Consider the following 16,334-nt stretch of genomic DNA (forward strand, 5'->3'; position numbering starts at 1 on the left):
CGATTCGGTTATGCCCAGCGGCGGAAGATCAACGAAGTGTTGACGCCACCGAAAGCGAAATTGTTGTTCATCACGTAGTCGTGGTGCATCTGGCGGAATTCGCCGCGCAGGTAATCGAGCTTGCCGCAGTGCGGGTCGACCTCGTCGAGGTTGAAGGTGTGCACGTACTGATCGCGATTCATCATCTCGATGCTGAACCACGACTCCAGCGCACCGCAGGCACCGAGGGTGTGGCCGAGGAAACTCTTCTGCGAGCTGATCGGCATGTGTTCGCCAAACAGGCTGCTGGTGGCCAGCGTTTCAGCAATGTCGCCCTGTTCTGTAGCCGTGCCATGGCCATTTACATAACCGATGGCCTCTGGCGCCAGCCCAGCGTCTTCCAGCGCCAGCTCCATGGCGCGGCGCATGGTCACTTGCTCTGGACGCGTAGTGTGCTGACCGTCGGCGTTGCTGCCAAAACCGACGATTTCCGCGTGAATACGTGCGCCACGGGCGAGGGCGTGTTCCAGCTCCTCAAGCACGAGCATGCCGCCGCCTTCGCCGATCACCAGACCGTCGCGGCCCTTGTCGTACGGGCGTGGGCTGGTCTGTGGCGCATCGTTTTTCAGGCTGGTGGCGTAAAGCGCGTCAAACACCATGGCTTCGGTCGGGCACAGTTCTTCGGCGCCGCCGGCGAGCATCAATGGCAAGCGGCCGAACTTGATTGCCTCGTAGGCATAGCCGATGCCCTGGCTGCCGCTGGTGCAGGCGCTGGACGTCGGAATCAGGCGGCCGGTGAGGCCGAAGAAGATGCTGATATTGGCGGCGGTGGTGTGCGGCATCATCCGCACGTAGGAGTTGGCGTTCAGCCCCTCGGCCACCGAGTTGAGCAGCATGTTGCCGAACGCTTTGATTTCGTCAGTGCTGCCGGTGGACGAGCCACAAGCGACGCCCATGCGCCCGTCCTTGATCGATTCGTCACCGAGCAGGCCAGCATCGGCCAGAGCCTTTTCTGCTGCGCCGACCGCCAGTCGCGATACCCGGCCCATGCTGCGCAACTGCTTGCGGGTCCAGTGCGACGGCACGAGAAAATCATCGATGGGCCCGGCCAGACGCGTATTGAGCTCAGTGAAGCGATCCCACTCGTCCATGCGGCGAATGCCGCTGCGATTGGCTGCGAAATTGCCGGCAATGGTCGGCCAGTCGCTGCCCAGCGAGGTGATGCCGGCCATGCCGGTGACGACGACGCGCTTCATCAGCACAGGCCTCCGTTGACCGCCAGCACCTGGCGGGTGATGTACGAGGCTTCCGCCGACATCAGGAAATTCACCGCAGCGGCCACTTCCTCAGGGGTGCCCATGCGTTGCGCGGGGATCATTTTCATCAGTTCCTCCACCGGCACGTTTTCGTCGAGCATGGCCGTGTCGATCAGGCCAGGGGCGACGCAGTTAACGGTGATTTTGCGCTTGCCCAACTCGATCGCCAACGCCTTTGCCGCACCGATCACGCCGGCCTTCGAGGCGCTGTAATTGACTTGCCCACGGTTGCCGATCAGGCCCGACACCGAGGTGATGCAGACGATGCGTCCGGCGGCGCGACGACGGATCATCGGCATCATCACCGGGTGCAGAACGTTGTAGAAACCGTCGAGGTTGGTGCGCAGGACCACGTCCCAATCGTCATCGCTCAGCGCCGGAAACGCGCCGTCGCGGGTCAGCCCGGCGTTGAGCACTACGCCGTAATAGGCGCCGTGGTTTTCGACGTCGCCCTCGAGAATGCTTCTGCAGGCTTCGCGGTCGGCGACGTCGAATTGCAGGATGCGCGCACGGCGACCCAGTGCTTCGATTTCGGCCTGCACCGCTTGGGCTTCGGTCATGCCGCTGCGGCAATGCAGGACGATGTCATGCCCCGCCTGCGCCAGACGCAAGGCAATGGCGCGGCCGATGCCACGGCTGGAGCCGGTGACCAGTACGGATTCAGTCATCGTGCGACTCCTTTGTCTGTTGCAGATATTGGTTGGCTTCGGGTGGACGGAATACGTTGAGCCGAGCGCTGGCATGTATGCCGTCGCCGTGGATATGGCATTCGAACACGCCCATGCCGTTGTCGTCCTCCAGTGAGCGCAGACCATGGATGGTCAGCTCGCTGCCGGCCGCAAAGGCTTCAACGTTGCACTCGAATTTGCGCGTGCCGAGGAGAAAACCCAGCTCCACCGGATTGCCTTTTTGCCGGGCGTGGCAACCGGCGAAAGCGGCGACGCTCTGCGCCATCAGCTCGACGCCGACCCACGCCGGCAGGCTGCCGTCGGGCAGGTTGAACAGGCCATCGGGCTTGACCGTGAGGCGGGTGAAAATCTGCTCATCGTCGAAGCGCTCGATGGCGTCGATCAGAATCATGTCGCCGGCATGCGGCAGCAGTTCGGCGAGCGGCCAGTGGCTCATGGGGCGTCTCCGATAATCAGGCTGACGTTGTTGCCGCCGAAGGCAAACGAGTTGCTCATCAGGTAGCGCGGTGCAATGGACGTCAGGCGTTCGCTCGCGGTCACCCAGTTGAGCGGCGGCAGCGCGGGATCGGCCTGGCCATCCCAGATGTGCGGCGGCAACGCCTGTTCAGGGTTTTCCGCACTCAGGCTCAGCCAGCAGAACGCCGCTTCCAGCGCGCCGGCGGCGCCGAGGGTGTGACCGGTCAGCGGTTTGGTTGACGAGCAGGCGACGCCTTCGGGAAACAGCGCCGCGACCGCCAGGCTTTCCATGGCGTCGTTGTGCGCAGTGGAGGTGCCGTGCAGGTTCAGGTAGTTGATTTGCCCGGCTTGCAGATGCGCACGGCCAAGGGCTTTTTGCATCGCTTGCAGGGCGCCGCGACCGCTCGGCTCCGGCGCGGAAATATGGTGCGCATCCGAGCTGGCGCCCGCACCCAACAGGGCGATGCCCGGGCCTTCGCCGCGCTGTTTGCTCATCACGAACAGTACCGCTGCCTCGCCGATATTGATGCCGTTGCGGTTGGCGGAAAACGGATTGCAGCGCTCATCTGAAACGGCCTCCAGCGAAGAGAAACCGTTCAGCGTGAGCTTGCACAGACTGTCGACGCCGCCGCACAGCACCGCGTCGCACAGGCCCAGATCGAGCAGACGCTGAGCGCTCATCAGCGCGCGGCCGCTGGAAGTGCAAGCGGTAGAAATCACGTAGGCCGGGCCGCTCAGTTGCAGCCATTCGGCGAGAAAATTCGCCGGGGCGCCGAGTTCCTGTTGGCGATAGTCGTACTCGGGAGGAAATTGCTGTTCGCGGATGTAATGCGCCAGACCCCGGCTGGCCTCGTCGATGCCTGAGGTGCTGGTGCCGAGCACCACGCCTATGCGCTCACGGCCATAGGTCTGGATCGCTTGATCGATGTCAGCGCGGACTTGCAGCGCGGCTTCCAGCAGCAGCTGATTGTTGCGACTGCTGTGTTCGAGCAGTTCGGCGGGGATCGGCGCCAATTCACCGTGCACGGCGGCCACCGGCAACTCACGCTCGGCCACCCAGCCGGACTCGTGGCGCATCCCCGAGCAGTCGCCGGCAAACAGATTGCGCGCGACTTCAGACTTGTCGCGGCCCAAAGCGCAGATCACGCCTAGGGCATTCAGGTAAGCGGTCATGGCGTCGATTCACCTAACTGGGAAACGCGATAGTGCGGGCCTTGGGGCAGATTCAATTGGAAGCTCAACGGTTGTGAATAGCGGATGTTCCAGCGCGTCGGCAGTGAACGCTGATCGGCCTGTTGGCGGGCGTCGGGATAATTGCGCAACAGTTCGGCGGAAGGCGTCAAAGCGAACAGCAATGCGGCGAACAGCTCCCGAGCTTCCGGGTTCGGCGGCAGCAGACCGTCGGCCTGCCAATGCCCGTCGATCAGTTGCTGGCGGGCCTGGGGAATGCCCAGCGGATCCATCATCGACCAGCGCGTGCCGGCGCCTTCGTGCTGGATCACCAGCAGCCAGTCCTGCCGCTGTCCGGCTTGCTGGCGTTCGATGTGCAGTTGCAGCGGCAGGGGCAAAGTCGGGTTGGCTGCGGGTAGTGGCGGCTGGCTGGCGCAGGCGCTGAGCAAGGCAAATAGCACCAATACTAGCCACACCACAAACCTTGTGGGAGCTGGCTTGCCAGCGATGGCGTCCGCACATCCAGCATTTTTTTTGACAGACACACCGCCATCGCTGGCAAGCCAGCTCCCACAGGGACCAATGTATTCAGGTCGAAAGTGGTGCATCAGATGTCACCTTGCAATGGCTTGCGCGCAACAACATTCACCAGCGTCTCTTCACGCTCACCGAATGGCTTGGGTTTGCTCAAACGCAACCGCTCCAGCAAACCAAAATCCTTCGACCGGCTCCACCACAGATACGGGTAGGACACATTGCGCTCGGCAAACTCGAAACCCTGCTCGCGGATCATCTGCAGATAGCCGGCGGCGCTCTTCTGCACATGCATCGGATGGCGGAACAGCCAGCGAATTACCCAGGTATCAATGTAAGCCTCGGTGGACTCGGCGAACAGCAGATAGCCGCCCGGTTTCAGTACGCGATAGAACTCCGCCATGGCCTTTTCCTGCTCGACCAAGTGATGAAAGGTCTGGTGACAGAACAGCAGATCGACACTGTCATCGGCGACTTGAAGCGTGGCGCAATCGCTGCCGATCAACTCGACCGGCATGCCCAGGCGCGCGGCCTCTTCGGCGCTGAGTTGCAGGCTGTGCGGGTCGGCGTCGACGCCGATCAGGCGCTGCGGGGCGAAGGTCTGGCGCAGGTGGCCGAACGACTTGCCCTGCCCGCAACCGGCGTCCAGCAGCACCGGGTGTTCCGGCAGCGCTTCACTGAACAAGCCACGCAAATCGTTGATCGCCACGCGCAGCACATGGTGCTGCCAGGTGTGGCTGCGCAGGAACCAGAGACCGAAGCGGGTTTCCTCGACGTAGCTGTCGCTCAGGTAATTCATGGGGTGTCCTGCGCGCAGAGTTGGGAAATCATCTTCAGCCGGCGCCGCGCTTCGCTGACGAACGGGTTGCGCTCGTCCCAGGCGTAACCTGCGAGGATCGAGCAGATCATCCGGCGAATCTCGGCCTGGCTGTCCTCGTAGAAAATCACGTCCTGGAAGGTGCCGGCGTACCAGCCTTCGACGTAGCAGCGGAACGTGTCGACGCCGCGTTTCAACGGCTCGGCAAATTCACGTTGCCAGTCCACCGTTTCACCCTGCAACTGACGGTGCAGTACGCCAGCGGCCATGCTCGCCGAACGCATGGCAATGGTCACGCCGGAGGAGAACACCGGGTCGAGAAATTCTGCGGCGTTGCCCAGCAGCGCGAAGCCCGGGCCGTGCAGGGTTTTCACGTTGGCCGCGTAGCCGCCGAGGGTGCGCGCCGGGGTGTCCCAGACCGCGTTGTTCAGAACCCCGGCGAGGCTTGGCGTCTCGGCGATAAAACTGCGCAGGCAGACATCGAGATCGGCATCGCGACCGGCGAAGTGCTCGGCGGCAGCCACCACGCCCACCGAGCAGCGGCCGTTGCTGAACGGGATGGTCCAGAACCACACACCGCGATGCTCGGGATGTGTGGTGACGAGGATCTTTTCGCGGTCGAACGCCGGGTTGTCGATGTGATCTTCAACGTGCGTGAACACGGCCTGACGCACCGGGAAATTCGAAGGCGCTTCGAGGTCGAGCAGGCGCGACAACACGCGGCCGTAGCCGCTGGCATCGAGCACGAAATCGGCTTCGACGCGGTACTCGCTGCCATCTTCGCGGCGCACATCGAGTTGTGGTTTCGCCTGATCGAAATCGACGCTGACGATCGCATCGCCATAGCGGATTTCTGCGCCTTGCAGTGCCGCTTGATCGGCCAGCAACTTGTCGAAATCGGCGCGCTGCACCTGGAACGTGGTCGGCTTGCCAGCGGTGAAGGTGTCGCCAAAATCAAAAGCGCTGTAACGCTCGCCCCAGGCAAACGCCGCGCCGGTCTTGCGCTGGAAACCAGCGGCGTTGACGGCGTCGAGCATGCCGGCTTCTTCGACGAAATCCAGGCAGTGACTGAGCAGGCTTTCGCCGATCGAAAAGCGTGGGAAGTGCTGGCGCTCGAGCACCAGCACATCGTGGCCCTTGCGCTTGAGCAGGGCGGCGGCGATAGCGCCGGACGGGCCGGCACCGATGATCACGACCTGACGGGATTCCATTTCAACGATTGGCACGTGAGCTCCGGGGCAAGGGACTGTTCAGATTCAGGGGCGCGCGATGCAGGCCGATCAGGGCCGGCAGCAGCGTCGCGATCAGGCCCATCAGCATCAGCGCGAAATACAGCGCCGGGGTGATGAGCTGTTGTTGCAACAAAAGGTTGAGAAAGACGATTTCGCTGAGGCCGCGAATGTTCAGCAGCACGCTTTCGCGCCAGCGGCTGGCGCCAGCGAACGAGGCGCCCGCCCAACCGAGGCCGAGCCAGTTGCCGAGCAGTTTACTGGCAATCGGCAACAGCAGCAGCGCCGCCCACTGCCCGGCGTCTAGGCTGGCGAGGGCGCTGTGCACGTCGATCTGGACGATGCCGAACGTGAGGATCAGCGGGATCGCGATCCACGTCTGCAAGCGGCTCATCCAGCGTGCCGGCAACGGCAGCACCAACGGCACTTTCAGCAGCGCCATGCACAGCAGATAGCCGATGCCGAAAATCAGCGCGTTGAGTTTGTAATGCTCGGCCATCACCAGCAACGCGAAGAAGCCGAGGCTGTAGGTCAGCGGGCGACGCACGCGCAGCAGGTGCAAAAGCAGCGGCACGCCGGCCATGGCCACGGGCAGCAACAGGCTGCTCAAGTGCAGGCTGCCCTGGGCGAGGCCGAACAGCGTCCAGCAGGTCAGGTCGATAAGGATCGCGGTCTGCACCAGACGCCGCGTGGCAGCGGGTGGGTAATCGATGTGACGCAAATACAGGTACAACACCGGGATCGCCGTAATCGCGAAGACCAGGCCGATGGCGAGTGCGTTGAGCCACGGCTGCGACGGCAGCAACCAATACGCGACCGCCAGCCCGCAAGCGAACGGCACAGCGAAACTCGGCACGGCGATTTTTACGCTCTGGCGATCCAGACGCAGGTCGATGACGTCGCTGAGGATATGCCCAAGCAGCAAGGCGAAGCTCAGGCCGTAGAGGTTTTTCAACCAGTCCGGTGCGATCAGCTGTGCGCCGCTGAGCTGCCAGCCCGGTTCGATCCAGAAATACATCAGTAACGGCAAACCGAAGCTCGCCAGCAGTAACTGACTGACGATCGGAATCAGGCCGAAATGGCGGCCGACCCGGGTCGCCAGGGCAAACAGCGCCAAGGCCAGCAACCAGAAGCCGAAGACCATCATGCGCTTGCCTCCGCAGCCGGTTCATGGCGCCCGGCCCACGGCGCGAGCATGAAGCTGAACGCCAGCCCCAGGCTCACCGACAAGCCGAAATTGCTCACCGCTGGCGTGCTGGACACTGCCAGCAGGCCGAACGACAGCCACGTTGTCAGCGCAGCGAGTAAGGTGCCGAGCAGACTTACCGCTGCGCCGCCCACCTGTTCGCGCATGAGGATTGCGTAATCGACGCTGATCGCCGTCACCAGCAACAGGCCGAACAGGCTGAACAGGGTCAGCGGCTGACCGAGCCAGCCGAGGCTGGCCAGACTGCACAGCGCCGCCAGCAGCGGCAGGGCAACGATACGCAGCGCGCCGGTCAGGCCGAACGGCAGGATCAGGACCAGCACGATCAACACGCAGGAGGCGAGTTTCAGTTCAGCGGCGCTGATCTGTGTGGCGGCAAAGACCTTGTTCAGGTCACCGAGACGATCAACCAGCACCACTCCCGGCAGATCGAGCGCCTGCACACGCAACAACGACGGATTGTTCAAGCCCTGCAGGCTGGTCATTGCCGCAACGCCGTCTTCCGTCGGGCCAAGCCACAGTGTGCGATACGGCTCGCCGAGCGGGCCGGCCAGCGCGGCGTCGATGTCTTCAGTGGGCAGCGTCTGTAACTGCTGCAGTTCGTTTTGCAAAGCCGCCGCTGGCACGCCGAGATTGAGCAGCGGTTGCCAGAAAGACGGCAGCTTCTGCAACGCCTCGCGCACTTGCTGTTGCTGGCTCGGCGCACTGACCAGTTGATCGAGGGCCAGATAGCCTTGCAGCTTGTCGAGGTTGACCAGTTGCTGCAGACGTTCGCTCAGTGCTGCCTGACGCTCAAGCAATTGCTCCTGATTGGCGGCGCGGATCAGGAAGAACTGGCTGGTCGGTTGATACCCGGTGATGCGCGCGATGGTCTGCGCTTCGTCGGTCAGATGCTGCGGCGCACCGACCCATTGGCGGATGTCGTTTTTGCTCTGCAATTGCATCAGGCCGCCGACGCAGAAGGCGATCAGCAGCGCCAGCAACACGGGCGTGCGGATGCAAGCGAGCAGTGCCTCGCGCAGCTGAATCAGGCGTTCGGCCAGACGCAGCGGCCATTGCGCCGGGCGCAGTTGGACATTCCTCAGCAGCGCTGGTAGCAGGCAGATCGCCGACAGATAGGCACCGAGCAAGCCGGCAGCGGAGAACACCGCGATCTGCGTCAATGCCGGAAACGGTGTCCACGCCAGCGCCAGATAGCCGATGACGCTGGTGATCAGGCTCAGGGTCAACCCCGGCAAGGTCAGGCGCAGGGCCGGCCAACTGCGCCAAGGCTTGAGGCTCCAGCTCTTGGACAGATAGTGCAGCGGGTAATCGACGGCAACGCCGATCAGACTCGAGCCGAGCACCAGCGTCATCACATGCATGTGACCGAACAGCGCCACGCAAGCCACCGCGCCGAACAGCATGCCGACCAGCACCGGCACAAACGCCAGCAGCACGCCCCAGCGACGAAACGCCAACAGCAGCAACAGCAGAATGCCGACCGTCGCACCACCGCCGACCCAGGTCATTTCGCGGGTGGCTTGTTGCTGGCCGTTGGCGGCGTAGAGCAGGCCACTGGCGGCAAGCAACTGCACGTCGCTTTGCGCCGCCTGTTCACGGCTGTGCTGGAGCAGTTCTGCCACTTGCAGCGGCAGGTTCATGTCGAAGGCGTTGCCGGTGGTACGCGCCCGCAGCATCACCCAGCTCTTGCCGTCGGCATAGGCGACCAATGCGCCGCTGCCGATGTCCAGTTGCACCGCGCCATGCTTTGGCTGGCTGTTCTGGATGCGTCCGGTCAGGCCCAGCCAATCGTCCTGGCTGGGCACCAGGGTAAAGCCGTTGAACGGGTCGAACAGCGCCTGCACCCGCTGCTGAATGAACACCTCGGGATGCTCGTTGAGCAGTTGCCGGTCATCCGCCGAGAGCATCGCCAAACGCCCTTGCAGCAATTGCGTACGTAGCGCCGGCAAGTCGGCTTGCAGGTTCCACTGCACGGTTTCGAACAGACCGCTGGCCTGCCATTGTTCGCCCAGTTGCTGAGCCATGGTCAGCGCTTGCTGGCGATCGGCGTGGCCGACCAGCACCAGCATTTCGCGGTTGAGCGGCTCTTGCATGCGCTGTTCGGCGCGCACTTCCAGCGCATCGGGACTGGTCCCGGGTACCAGCTCCATGAGATTGGCCGACAGCGGCGCACCGTCGCGCCACTGCCAGGCAGCCAGCGCGACGACGGCCAGCAGCAGGCTCAGAAACAGCCAGGGCAGCTTGCGTTCACTCGGCAAAGTCATGTTGCTCCGCTTCACTCAAGGGTTGCTCGGCCGTGCTGTCCTGCATGCGCAGCAACGTGCTATCGCCTTGGGTTTCCAGCAGTTCGATGCTTTGCACCAGAGCACCGCCGTCAATATTGATCTGCTTGAACACTTGCTTGAGCAGCATCGAACGCGGCGTCAGGGTCAGTTGCCACTGCTGCGCCGTGCCGCTCAGGGCCAGTTCGAAATCCCGCTGCAAACCGCTGCTGTCACCTTGCAGTACGGCGAGGAACAAACGGTTCTGCTCGGCGCCGGCGCTCTTGTTCGGCAGCAGTTGCCAGCCGTTGCTGTCACGGCGGGCGATGCCATTGGCGGTGATGCGGTAATCCTGTTGCAGCGGAGTTTTCAACAGCCACAGCAAGCCATGATTTTTAGCGAGGACGAAGCTGCCCTTGCTGATCAGCGGCTGCGGCAGGGCGCGCAGGTGTTTTTCCTGAATGAACTGGCCGTGGATAACATCCGGTTTCGCCAGTTGTTCACTGAGTTGTTGCAGGTCGAAGGCATTGGCCCATGACGACACGGCCAGCAGCGTCAGTGCGCCAAGGCTTCTGAAAAACACATTCATCGCAGCATCCTTTCCACGGCATCGGTGAAGACTTTGGGTGAAGCCAGTTGCATCTCGCGGCTGCTGACTTCAACAGCGACCTGCACTGAGCTGGCGCGAGTCAGGCGTTCGCCGGTCTGCAGGTCGGTGATCAGATAATTGATCTTCAGACGGTTTTCCCACTCGACCAGACTGGCTCGCACGTTCAGCCGCTGGCCGAACACCGCGCCGCGCACGTAGCGCAATTGCAGGTCGATGATCGGCCAGGCGTAACCCGACTCGACCATGTGCGTGTAGTTGTGGCCGATCTTGTCCAGCAGCGCACAGCGCGCCACTTCGAGGTATTTGACGTAATGGCCGTGCCAGACCACGTGCATGGTGTCGACGTCGAAAAACGGCACGAGAATCTCGGTATCGGCGTGAAGCACTCCGGCACTACGCATGCAGCCTCCAGTGTTGCGCGGCGATGCGTTGCAGGCACAGGCGCAGTTCGCCTTCCAGGGCGCGGTCTTCGATGACCGGCGGGAAGTCCTTGCCGAGTTCTTCGTGCATCGCCGCCAGCGCCGGCGGCAGCGGGCGCGCATCGGCGGCTTGAGCGCGCAGCCACACGCCTTGGTTGGCGGCAAGCAGGGTGGCGGCGGCGACCTGTTCGGTCAGCTCCAGCACGCGAATCGCATCACGGGCGGCGATGGTGCCCATGCTCACCTTGTCCTGGTTATGGCACTCGGTGGAGCGCGAGAACACGCTGGCCGGCATGGTATTTTTCAGCGCTTCGGCGGTCCAGGCGCTGGTGCCGATCTGCACCGCTTTGAAGCCATGGTTGATCATCGCCCGATCGGCTGGCGCGCCGGAGAGGTTGCTCGGCAAGCCGTGGTTGTAGCGTTCGTCGACCAGCAGCGCCAGTTGCCGATCGAGCAGATCGGCGACGTTGGCCACAAGGTTTTTCAGGCTGTCCATGGCGAACGCGATGTGCCCGCCGTAGAAGTGCCCGCCATGCAGGACGCGCTCGGCTTCGGCGTCGATGATCGGGTTGTCGTTGGCGCTGTTCAGCTCGGTTTCGATGAAGCCGCGCAGCCAGTTCAGACTGTCGGCCAACACGCCGAGCACATGCGGCGCGCAACGCAGCGAGTAGCGATCCTGCAGACGATGCAGCGGTGCAGTTGGCGCGTCGATTGCCAGATCCTTGCGCAGCCACGCGGCGACCTGCATCTGTCCCGGATGCGGCTTGGCGGCGAACAGACGTTCGTCGAAGTGCTCCGGGTTGCCTTGCAGCGCGACAACGTTGAGCGCGGTGATGCGCGTGGCCAGTTGCAACAGGTAATCGGCGCGGGCGAAGGCGAGGCAGGCGAGGCCGGTCATCACCGCTGTGCCATTCATCAGTGCCAGTGCTTCTTTCGGGCGCAGCACCAGCGGCGTCCAGCCGAGTTCGCGATGCACGTCGGCAGCCTGACGACGTTCGCCACGGAACATCACTTCGCGCTCGCCGGACAGGGTTGCGGCGACATAGGACAGCGGCGTCAGATCGCCGCTGGCACCCACCGAACCCTCTTCGGGAATCAACGGCAGGATGTCGTATTCGAGAAACGCGTGCAGACGCTCGAGCAGTTCGACGCGCACCCCGGAAACGCCGTGACACAGCGACTGCAAACGCGCCGCCAGCACCGCGCGGGTCGCCTGCGCGTCGAGCAGTTTGCCCAGGCCGCAACCATGAAAGGTGTAGAGATGACGCGGCAAGGCTTCGACGTGATGCAGCGGCACCGCGACCACGCAGGAATCGCCGTAACCGGTGGTGACGCCGTAGATCACGCCTTCCTTGTCCAGCAGCGAATCAAGAAACCGCGCGCCCTTGGCGATGCGCTCGCGATAGTCGGCGTCAGCCTGCAACTGCACGGGCGCCTGACGGTTGGCCAGGGCCAGCACGTCTTCGATGCGCAAAGGGCGTTCGCCGAAGGTTACCGGCTCATGGGTTGGCGTCGTCATCGGTCTTCCAGAAAGGGTAAAAGTTGAACCATTGCTGCGGGGCTTCGAGGCAATAGTGACTCAGGCGCTGCGCGTAGCGCGTGGCCCACTGATGAATGACCTGCTCGCGCTCGCGGCGTGTCCACACCACCGCGTCGGCGAACGGTTCGAGGGTCAGGCGATAGTGGCCGTCGGGTTGCTTGAGGCACATCAGCAGATTGACCGGGCACTTGAGCAGGCCGGCCAGCAACCACGGGCCTTGCGGAAATGGCGCCGGATGGCCGAGAAAATCCACCGTCACGCTGCGCCCGCCGTGCAGCGGCACGCGGTCGCCGGCAATCGCCAGCCACTCGCCGCGTTCCAGCCGTTCATGCAGTTGCAGCATGATCACCGGGTCGAGTTCGCTGACCTGGATCAGGCGCAGATTGGTCGCCCCGGCTTCACCAAGCAACCGGTTGAATTGCTCGGCATGCTTGGTGTGCACCAGCACGTTCATGGTGACCTTTTCGCCGATCTCCGCCAGCGCGCGGCAGACTTCGAGATTGCCCAGATGCGCGCCGACCAGCAGTTGCCCGCGACTGCCGCGCAACTGCTTGCGCAGCAGCGCCGGGTCGATGATTTCGATCTGCTCGATGCTCAGCTTGCCGTTCCACACGTCGAGCTTGTCGAGCAGCGAATCGGCAAAGGTCATGAACTGGCCGAACACCCGCCAGTGGCTCGGGCGCAAGTCGTCGCGCCGGCTCCACTCGGCCAAGCGCTGCTGGTACTGCCAGGCACTGCGTCGGGCGATCCGGCCGAACAAAAAGAAATACAGCACGATGCCGTACAGCAACGGACTGAGCAGTCGCCGGCCGAGGACTTTGGCGGCGAGCGCGGTGAATTTCATCAGCAGGAAACTGCCGCGCTCTTCGCGGTCGGCCCAGTGCTTCTTGTCGACTTCTTCGCTCATGGTTTCCACCGCCGCCAGAGGATCACCGGCCAGCGCAGCAACATGCCGAAGAAGAGCCGCGTGTGCATGCTGGAGATCAGCGCGTTGTCGTGGAACAGGCGAAAGTGCGATACACCGTCCAGCGGGTAATGCACGCTGGTCTGCAGCCAGCGCATCGGCTGATTGCGCCAGGCCAGACGCACGAGAATGTCCGAGTCGAAATCCATGCGCTTGCCGACCTTGGCCGAATCGATCACCGCCAGAGTCGGCGCCAGCGGATAAACACGGAAGCCGCACATCGAATCGCGAATCTGCAACGACAGGGTGTTGATCCACACCATCACGTGGGTCAGGTAGCGCGCGTACAAACGCCCTTTCGGCACGCTCTCGTCGAACAGTGGATAGCCACAGATCATCGCCTCGGGATGGGCGCGGGATTCGCCGACGAAGCGCGCGACGTCGTGCAAATCGTGCTGGCCGTCGGCATCGACCTGCAAGGCATGGCTGTAACCCAGACGCGAGGCTTCACGCAGACCGGCCATCACCGCGCCGCCCTTGCCCTGATTGGCTGTGAGACGCACCAGAAAAACCCCGTCGCGCTCGGCCAGGGCGTCGAGCACCCGTGCGCATGACGGCTCGCTGGCATCGTCCACCAGAATGCACGGCAGACCTTGTGCAAGCAGGGCATCGACCACGGTGATGATCGCGGTTTCGTGGTTGTACACCGGGATCACGGCGCAGGGGTTATGCATGGGCAGGCCCCAGGAGAATGCGTCCGCTGGAACACGTCGCTGTGTCGTTGCGATAAGCGAAATACAACTTGCCGCGCTCGGCATCGAAACGCAGATGCAGCTGGATTGCATCCCCCGGGCGCACCAGTTGCTGGAATTTCAGCACTTCCATTCCGGCAAACGCGCCGTCCAGCTTCAGCAACTGTCGACCCAGATTCAGCGCCCACTCCACCTGCACCACGCCGGGCAAAACCGGCGCCTTGGGAAAGTGTCCGCTGAAGTAGGCCAGATCCGGCGGCACGCTGAGTTGCAGGCTCCACTCGCCGTCGCTTGCGCTCTGCTCCAGCACTTCGGGGGCTTTCGGCCGTGCGGCCAGCAGCAGCGCTTCGACGTCGGCTTGCGCCAGTTTGCCCTGGCTGTTCAACGGCATTTGCCGCAGCAGGCGCCAGCGTCGGGGCAGGGCGAGGGCTTCGCAATGTTGGCTCAGATGTTTGCGCAGGGTCTCGGTCAGGCCACGGCGGCCATGCTCGCGCAGGGCGAACAGACCCGATTCGCTGAGCACCAGCAGCGCGCCGAGCGAGGCGCGGTTTTCCTGGACCACACCGAGGCGCGCTTCGGCGACCCAGTCATGGGCTGCCAAGGCCTGCTCAAGCATCGGCAGCGAGATGCGTTTTTCTTCCAGTTTGACGATGCGGTCCAGTCGCCCCAGCAGTTCGAAACGACCATCGGCGGCGATGCGCGCGGCGTCGGCGCTGTGTTCGACATGGCCGGCAGGCAGGTAAGGCGAGGCGATCAGCAGGGCGCCGTCGCTGTCCTGGCTCAGTTCGACGCCTGCAAACGGTTGCCACAACGATTCGCCCTGACGCCAGGCGATGCCGCCGGTTTCCGAGCTGCCGAGGATTTCCGTCGGCCATTGCTGCAAGCGCTGTTGCAGGCTTTGCGCAGCCTCCAGTGGCAACGCGCCCCCGGAGGAAAACACCCGGCGCACCGCGCTCAGGGCCGGCCAGTCGAGGTTGTCGCCCATGCGCTTGAGCAGCGCCGGGCTGGCGACCCAGGCAAAGGCCGGATGCTCGCGGCTGGCGCGCTGCAGGTCTTCGGAAAAGGCCAGTTGCCGGCGCACAAACGGGCGCCCGGCGCACAGTGGCCACAACACGCGAAACAGCAGGCCATAGATGTGTTGCGTGGCGACACTGCCGATGATGCAGGCTTGACCGAGGTCTGCGCCCCACAACTGTTCCAGCGCTTCGACCTCGTTGGCCAATTGGCGCAGGGTCTTGTCGATGCGCTTGGGGTCGCCGCTGGAGCCGGAGGTGCACAGGCTCAGTCGGGATTGATCGAGATCCAGTTCTGCACCGGCCAGGCCGGGCTGAGTGAAGTCGTGCAACTGGGCGTCGCCGGGTTGATCGGTCAGCCATAGATCGACCTCCTGCGACCAGCGCTGACGCGTCTGCGCTTGCAGATCCGCCGGCAGCAACACGCTGACGCCGGCACGCCATGCACCGAGCAGGGCGATGGCGAGGTCGGCAGCATCTTCCAGATGCACGGCCAGACGTTTCACGCCTCGGCTTTGCAGACCAGCGGCGACGCTCAAGGCCTGCGCTCGCAGTTGCGTGTGATCGAGGGCCGGCGCCTGGCAGATCGCCCGTGCTGGCAGTGCCTTGAGCAACAGCTGCTCAAGTTTTATCCAATTCATGTACGGCCTCTTACCCGTTGTCGTATCAGCCATTCAATGGCAAACATCAGGCCGATCAATCCATAGGAGATCAGGCCGGTGTACAACATCCACCAATCCAGCGGCGCCCACAGAGTGAGGAGGGCGGCGCACAAACCGTTGCAAAAGAAAAACACGCTCCAGGCCAGCGTCACCTTGCGCGTATAGCGAATGGCAACCTCAGGCAGTTCCGGCTCGCGCAACCGCGCCAGGCGCTCGACCATCGGCGGGCCGTATTTCAGGCTCACGCCGAACAGCACCAGCATGAACGCGCTGATCAGCACCGGGTACCAGCGCAGCAGCTGCGGGCTGTCGAACACCGCCAACAACAGGCAGAACCCGATCGCTGTGCAGGCCATCCACAGGCTGCCGGGCTTGCGTTCGCCGGTCAGGGCGCGCGCCAGCCACAGGCTGCCCAGCAGCAGCGCAAATTGCCACGGGGCGAAATGCTCCATGCCGAAATACACCGCAAAGGGGTACAGCAGACCGGCCAGCAGCAGGCCCAGGCCGATCAGTCGGCTCATGCGGCCGGTTGAACCAGACGGAACACCGCCTCGACCACGTCACCGACAGTGCGCACCGACTTGAATTCTTCGGCGGCGATTTTCTTCCCGGTCTGGCGTTTGATGTGATCGATCAGGTCGACGGCGTCGATGCTGTCGATTTCCAGGTCCTGATACAGGTTGGCGTCCATGCTTACACGGGCCGGATCCAGTTCGAACAGCTCGACCAGGGCATCGCGCAGGGTGTTGAAAATATCGTCACGAGTTTGCATG

The 16,334-nt window shown here is 63.3% G+C and carries 17 protein-coding genes; all 17 read right to left on the reverse strand.

Going from position 1 to position 16,334, the window contains the following annotated elements; translation table 11 throughout:
* Positions 1 to 8: 8 nt before the first annotated feature.
* The 17 genes from ACZ0AZ_RS10985 to ACZ0AZ_RS11065 are packed head-to-tail and all read right to left on the reverse strand — an operon-like array spanning position 9 to position 16,333.
* Positions 9 to 1,235, reverse strand: coding sequence for a beta-ketoacyl-ACP synthase (locus tag ACZ0AZ_RS10985; protein WP_463537365.1), 1,227 nt, complete (start codon positions 1,233 to 1,235; stop codon positions 9 to 11).
* Positions 1,235 to 1,963 (reverse strand): 3-oxoacyl-ACP reductase FabG, encoded by a 729-nt coding sequence (fabG, locus tag ACZ0AZ_RS10990; protein ID WP_039756699.1) that lies wholly within the window; start codon positions 1,961 to 1,963, stop codon positions 1,235 to 1,237. Before fabG ends, ACZ0AZ_RS10985 begins: the two co-directional genes overlap by 1 nt.
* Positions 1,956 to 2,420 (reverse strand): hotdog family protein, encoded by a 465-nt coding sequence (locus ACZ0AZ_RS10995; protein ID WP_039756700.1) that lies wholly within the window; start codon positions 2,418 to 2,420, stop codon positions 1,956 to 1,958. The genes fabG and ACZ0AZ_RS10995 overlap by 8 nt, the downstream gene beginning before the upstream one ends.
* Positions 2,417 to 3,613, reverse strand: coding sequence for a beta-ketoacyl-[acyl-carrier-protein] synthase family protein (locus tag ACZ0AZ_RS11000; RefSeq protein WP_463537366.1), 1,197 nt, complete (start codon positions 3,611 to 3,613; stop codon positions 2,417 to 2,419). Before ACZ0AZ_RS11000 ends, ACZ0AZ_RS10995 begins: the two co-directional genes overlap by 4 nt.
* Entirely contained in the window at positions 3,610 to 4,218 is a 609-nt protein-coding gene (locus tag ACZ0AZ_RS11005) for a hypothetical protein (RefSeq protein WP_463570887.1), read from the reverse strand. The genes ACZ0AZ_RS11000 and ACZ0AZ_RS11005 overlap by 4 nt, the downstream gene beginning before the upstream one ends.
* On the reverse strand, positions 4,218 to 4,943 hold the full coding sequence (locus ACZ0AZ_RS11010) for a class I SAM-dependent methyltransferase (protein WP_463537368.1): 726 nt from the start codon (positions 4,941 to 4,943) through the stop codon (positions 4,218 to 4,220). Before ACZ0AZ_RS11010 ends, ACZ0AZ_RS11005 begins: the two co-directional genes overlap by 1 nt.
* Positions 4,940 to 6,187, reverse strand: coding sequence for an NAD(P)/FAD-dependent oxidoreductase (locus ACZ0AZ_RS11015; protein ID WP_463537369.1), 1,248 nt, complete (start codon positions 6,185 to 6,187; stop codon positions 4,940 to 4,942). The genes ACZ0AZ_RS11010 and ACZ0AZ_RS11015 overlap by 4 nt, the downstream gene beginning before the upstream one ends.
* Positions 6,174 to 7,337 carry a cation:proton antiporter gene (locus ACZ0AZ_RS11020; protein WP_463537370.1) on the reverse strand — a complete coding sequence of 388 codons (1,164 nt, stop codon included), beginning with the start codon at positions 7,335 to 7,337 and terminating at the stop codon, positions 6,174 to 6,176. The genes ACZ0AZ_RS11015 and ACZ0AZ_RS11020 overlap by 14 nt, the downstream gene beginning before the upstream one ends.
* Positions 7,334 to 9,664: an MMPL family transporter gene (locus ACZ0AZ_RS11025; protein ID WP_463537371.1), complete on the reverse strand. Its 2,331-nt coding sequence runs from the start codon at positions 9,662 to 9,664 to the stop codon at positions 7,334 to 7,336. Before ACZ0AZ_RS11025 ends, ACZ0AZ_RS11020 begins: the two co-directional genes overlap by 4 nt.
* Positions 9,648 to 10,250, reverse strand: a complete 603-nt coding sequence (locus ACZ0AZ_RS11030; RefSeq protein ID WP_263470864.1) for an outer membrane lipoprotein carrier protein LolA — start codon at positions 10,248 to 10,250, stop codon at positions 9,648 to 9,650. Before ACZ0AZ_RS11030 ends, ACZ0AZ_RS11025 begins: the two co-directional genes overlap by 17 nt.
* Complete coding sequence (locus tag ACZ0AZ_RS11035; RefSeq protein ID WP_039756713.1) at positions 10,247 to 10,672, reverse strand: acyl-CoA thioesterase; 426 nt, start codon at positions 10,670 to 10,672, stop codon at positions 10,247 to 10,249. The genes ACZ0AZ_RS11030 and ACZ0AZ_RS11035 overlap by 4 nt, the downstream gene beginning before the upstream one ends.
* Positions 10,665 to 12,209 carry an HAL/PAL/TAL family ammonia-lyase gene (locus ACZ0AZ_RS11040; RefSeq protein WP_137215151.1) on the reverse strand — a complete coding sequence of 515 codons (1,545 nt, stop codon included), beginning with the start codon at positions 12,207 to 12,209 and terminating at the stop codon, positions 10,665 to 10,667. Before ACZ0AZ_RS11040 ends, ACZ0AZ_RS11035 begins: the two co-directional genes overlap by 8 nt.
* Positions 12,190 to 13,137, reverse strand: coding sequence for an LpxL/LpxP family acyltransferase (locus ACZ0AZ_RS11045; RefSeq protein ID WP_463537372.1), 948 nt, complete (start codon positions 13,135 to 13,137; stop codon positions 12,190 to 12,192). Before ACZ0AZ_RS11045 ends, ACZ0AZ_RS11040 begins: the two co-directional genes overlap by 20 nt.
* The gene (locus ACZ0AZ_RS11050) at positions 13,134 to 13,868 is read right to left on the reverse strand and encodes a glycosyltransferase family 2 protein (RefSeq protein ID WP_463537373.1); all 735 of its coding nucleotides are present in this window, start codon (positions 13,866 to 13,868) and stop codon (positions 13,134 to 13,136) included. Before ACZ0AZ_RS11050 ends, ACZ0AZ_RS11045 begins: the two co-directional genes overlap by 4 nt.
* Positions 13,861 to 15,540, reverse strand: a complete 1,680-nt coding sequence (locus ACZ0AZ_RS11055) for an ApeI family dehydratase (protein ID WP_463537374.1) — start codon at positions 15,538 to 15,540, stop codon at positions 13,861 to 13,863. The genes ACZ0AZ_RS11050 and ACZ0AZ_RS11055 overlap by 8 nt, the downstream gene beginning before the upstream one ends.
* Positions 15,537 to 16,082 (reverse strand): COG4648 family protein, encoded by a 546-nt coding sequence (locus ACZ0AZ_RS11060; protein WP_129998239.1) that lies wholly within the window; start codon positions 16,080 to 16,082, stop codon positions 15,537 to 15,539. Before ACZ0AZ_RS11060 ends, ACZ0AZ_RS11055 begins: the two co-directional genes overlap by 4 nt.
* Complete coding sequence (locus ACZ0AZ_RS11065) at positions 16,079 to 16,333, reverse strand: acyl carrier protein (RefSeq protein WP_016772026.1); 255 nt, start codon at positions 16,331 to 16,333, stop codon at positions 16,079 to 16,081. Before ACZ0AZ_RS11065 ends, ACZ0AZ_RS11060 begins: the two co-directional genes overlap by 4 nt.
* Position 16,334: the final 1 nt, after the last annotated feature.

It is taken from the genome of Pseudomonas sp. AC239, from assembly GCF_979258545.1.

What these genes read in the sequence shown, in the direction of transcription:
- ACZ0AZ_RS10985 (WP_463537365.1), bottom strand. Translation starts at nt 1,235, where the DNA reads ATGAAGCGCGTCGTCGTCACCGGCATGGCCGGCATCACCTCGCTGGGC.
- fabG (WP_039756699.1), bottom strand. Translation starts at nt 1,963, where the DNA reads ATGACTGAATCCGTACTGGTCACCGGCTCCAGCCGTGGCATCGGCCGC.
- ACZ0AZ_RS10995 (WP_039756700.1), bottom strand. Translation starts at nt 2,420, where the DNA reads ATGAGCCACTGGCCGCTCGCCGAACTGCTGCCGCATGCCGGCGACATG.
- ACZ0AZ_RS11000 (WP_463537366.1), bottom strand. Translation starts at nt 3,613, where the DNA reads ATGACCGCTTACCTGAATGCCCTAGGCGTGATCTGCGCTTTGGGCCGC.
- ACZ0AZ_RS11005 (WP_463570887.1), bottom strand. Translation starts at nt 4,218, where the DNA reads ATGCACCACTTTCGACCTGAATACATTGGTCCCTGTGGGAGCTGGCTT.
- ACZ0AZ_RS11010 (WP_463537368.1), bottom strand. Translation starts at nt 4,943, where the DNA reads ATGAATTACCTGAGCGACAGCTACGTCGAGGAAACCCGCTTCGGTCTC.
- ACZ0AZ_RS11020 (WP_463537370.1), bottom strand. Translation starts at nt 7,337, where the DNA reads ATGATGGTCTTCGGCTTCTGGTTGCTGGCCTTGGCGCTGTTTGCCCTG.
- ACZ0AZ_RS11025 (WP_463537371.1), bottom strand. Translation starts at nt 9,664, where the DNA reads ATGACTTTGCCGAGTGAACGCAAGCTGCCCTGGCTGTTTCTGAGCCTG.
- ACZ0AZ_RS11030 (WP_263470864.1), bottom strand. Translation starts at nt 10,250, where the DNA reads ATGAATGTGTTTTTCAGAAGCCTTGGCGCACTGACGCTGCTGGCCGTG.
- ACZ0AZ_RS11035 (WP_039756713.1), bottom strand. Translation starts at nt 10,672, where the DNA reads ATGCGTAGTGCCGGAGTGCTTCACGCCGATACCGAGATTCTCGTGCCG.
- ACZ0AZ_RS11040 (WP_137215151.1), bottom strand. Translation starts at nt 12,209, where the DNA reads ATGACGACGCCAACCCATGAGCCGGTAACCTTCGGCGAACGCCCTTTG.
- ACZ0AZ_RS11045 (WP_463537372.1), bottom strand. Translation starts at nt 13,137, where the DNA reads ATGAGCGAAGAAGTCGACAAGAAGCACTGGGCCGACCGCGAAGAGCGC.
- ACZ0AZ_RS11050 (WP_463537373.1), bottom strand. Translation starts at nt 13,868, where the DNA reads ATGCATAACCCCTGCGCCGTGATCCCGGTGTACAACCACGAAACCGCG.
- ACZ0AZ_RS11055 (WP_463537374.1), bottom strand. Translation starts at nt 15,540, where the DNA reads ATGAATTGGATAAAACTTGAGCAGCTGTTGCTCAAGGCACTGCCAGCA.
- ACZ0AZ_RS11060 (WP_129998239.1), bottom strand. Translation starts at nt 16,082, where the DNA reads ATGAGCCGACTGATCGGCCTGGGCCTGCTGCTGGCCGGTCTGCTGTAC.
- ACZ0AZ_RS11065 (WP_016772026.1), bottom strand. Translation starts at nt 16,333, where the DNA reads ATGCAAACTCGTGACGATATTTTCAACACCCTGCGCGATGCCCTGGTC.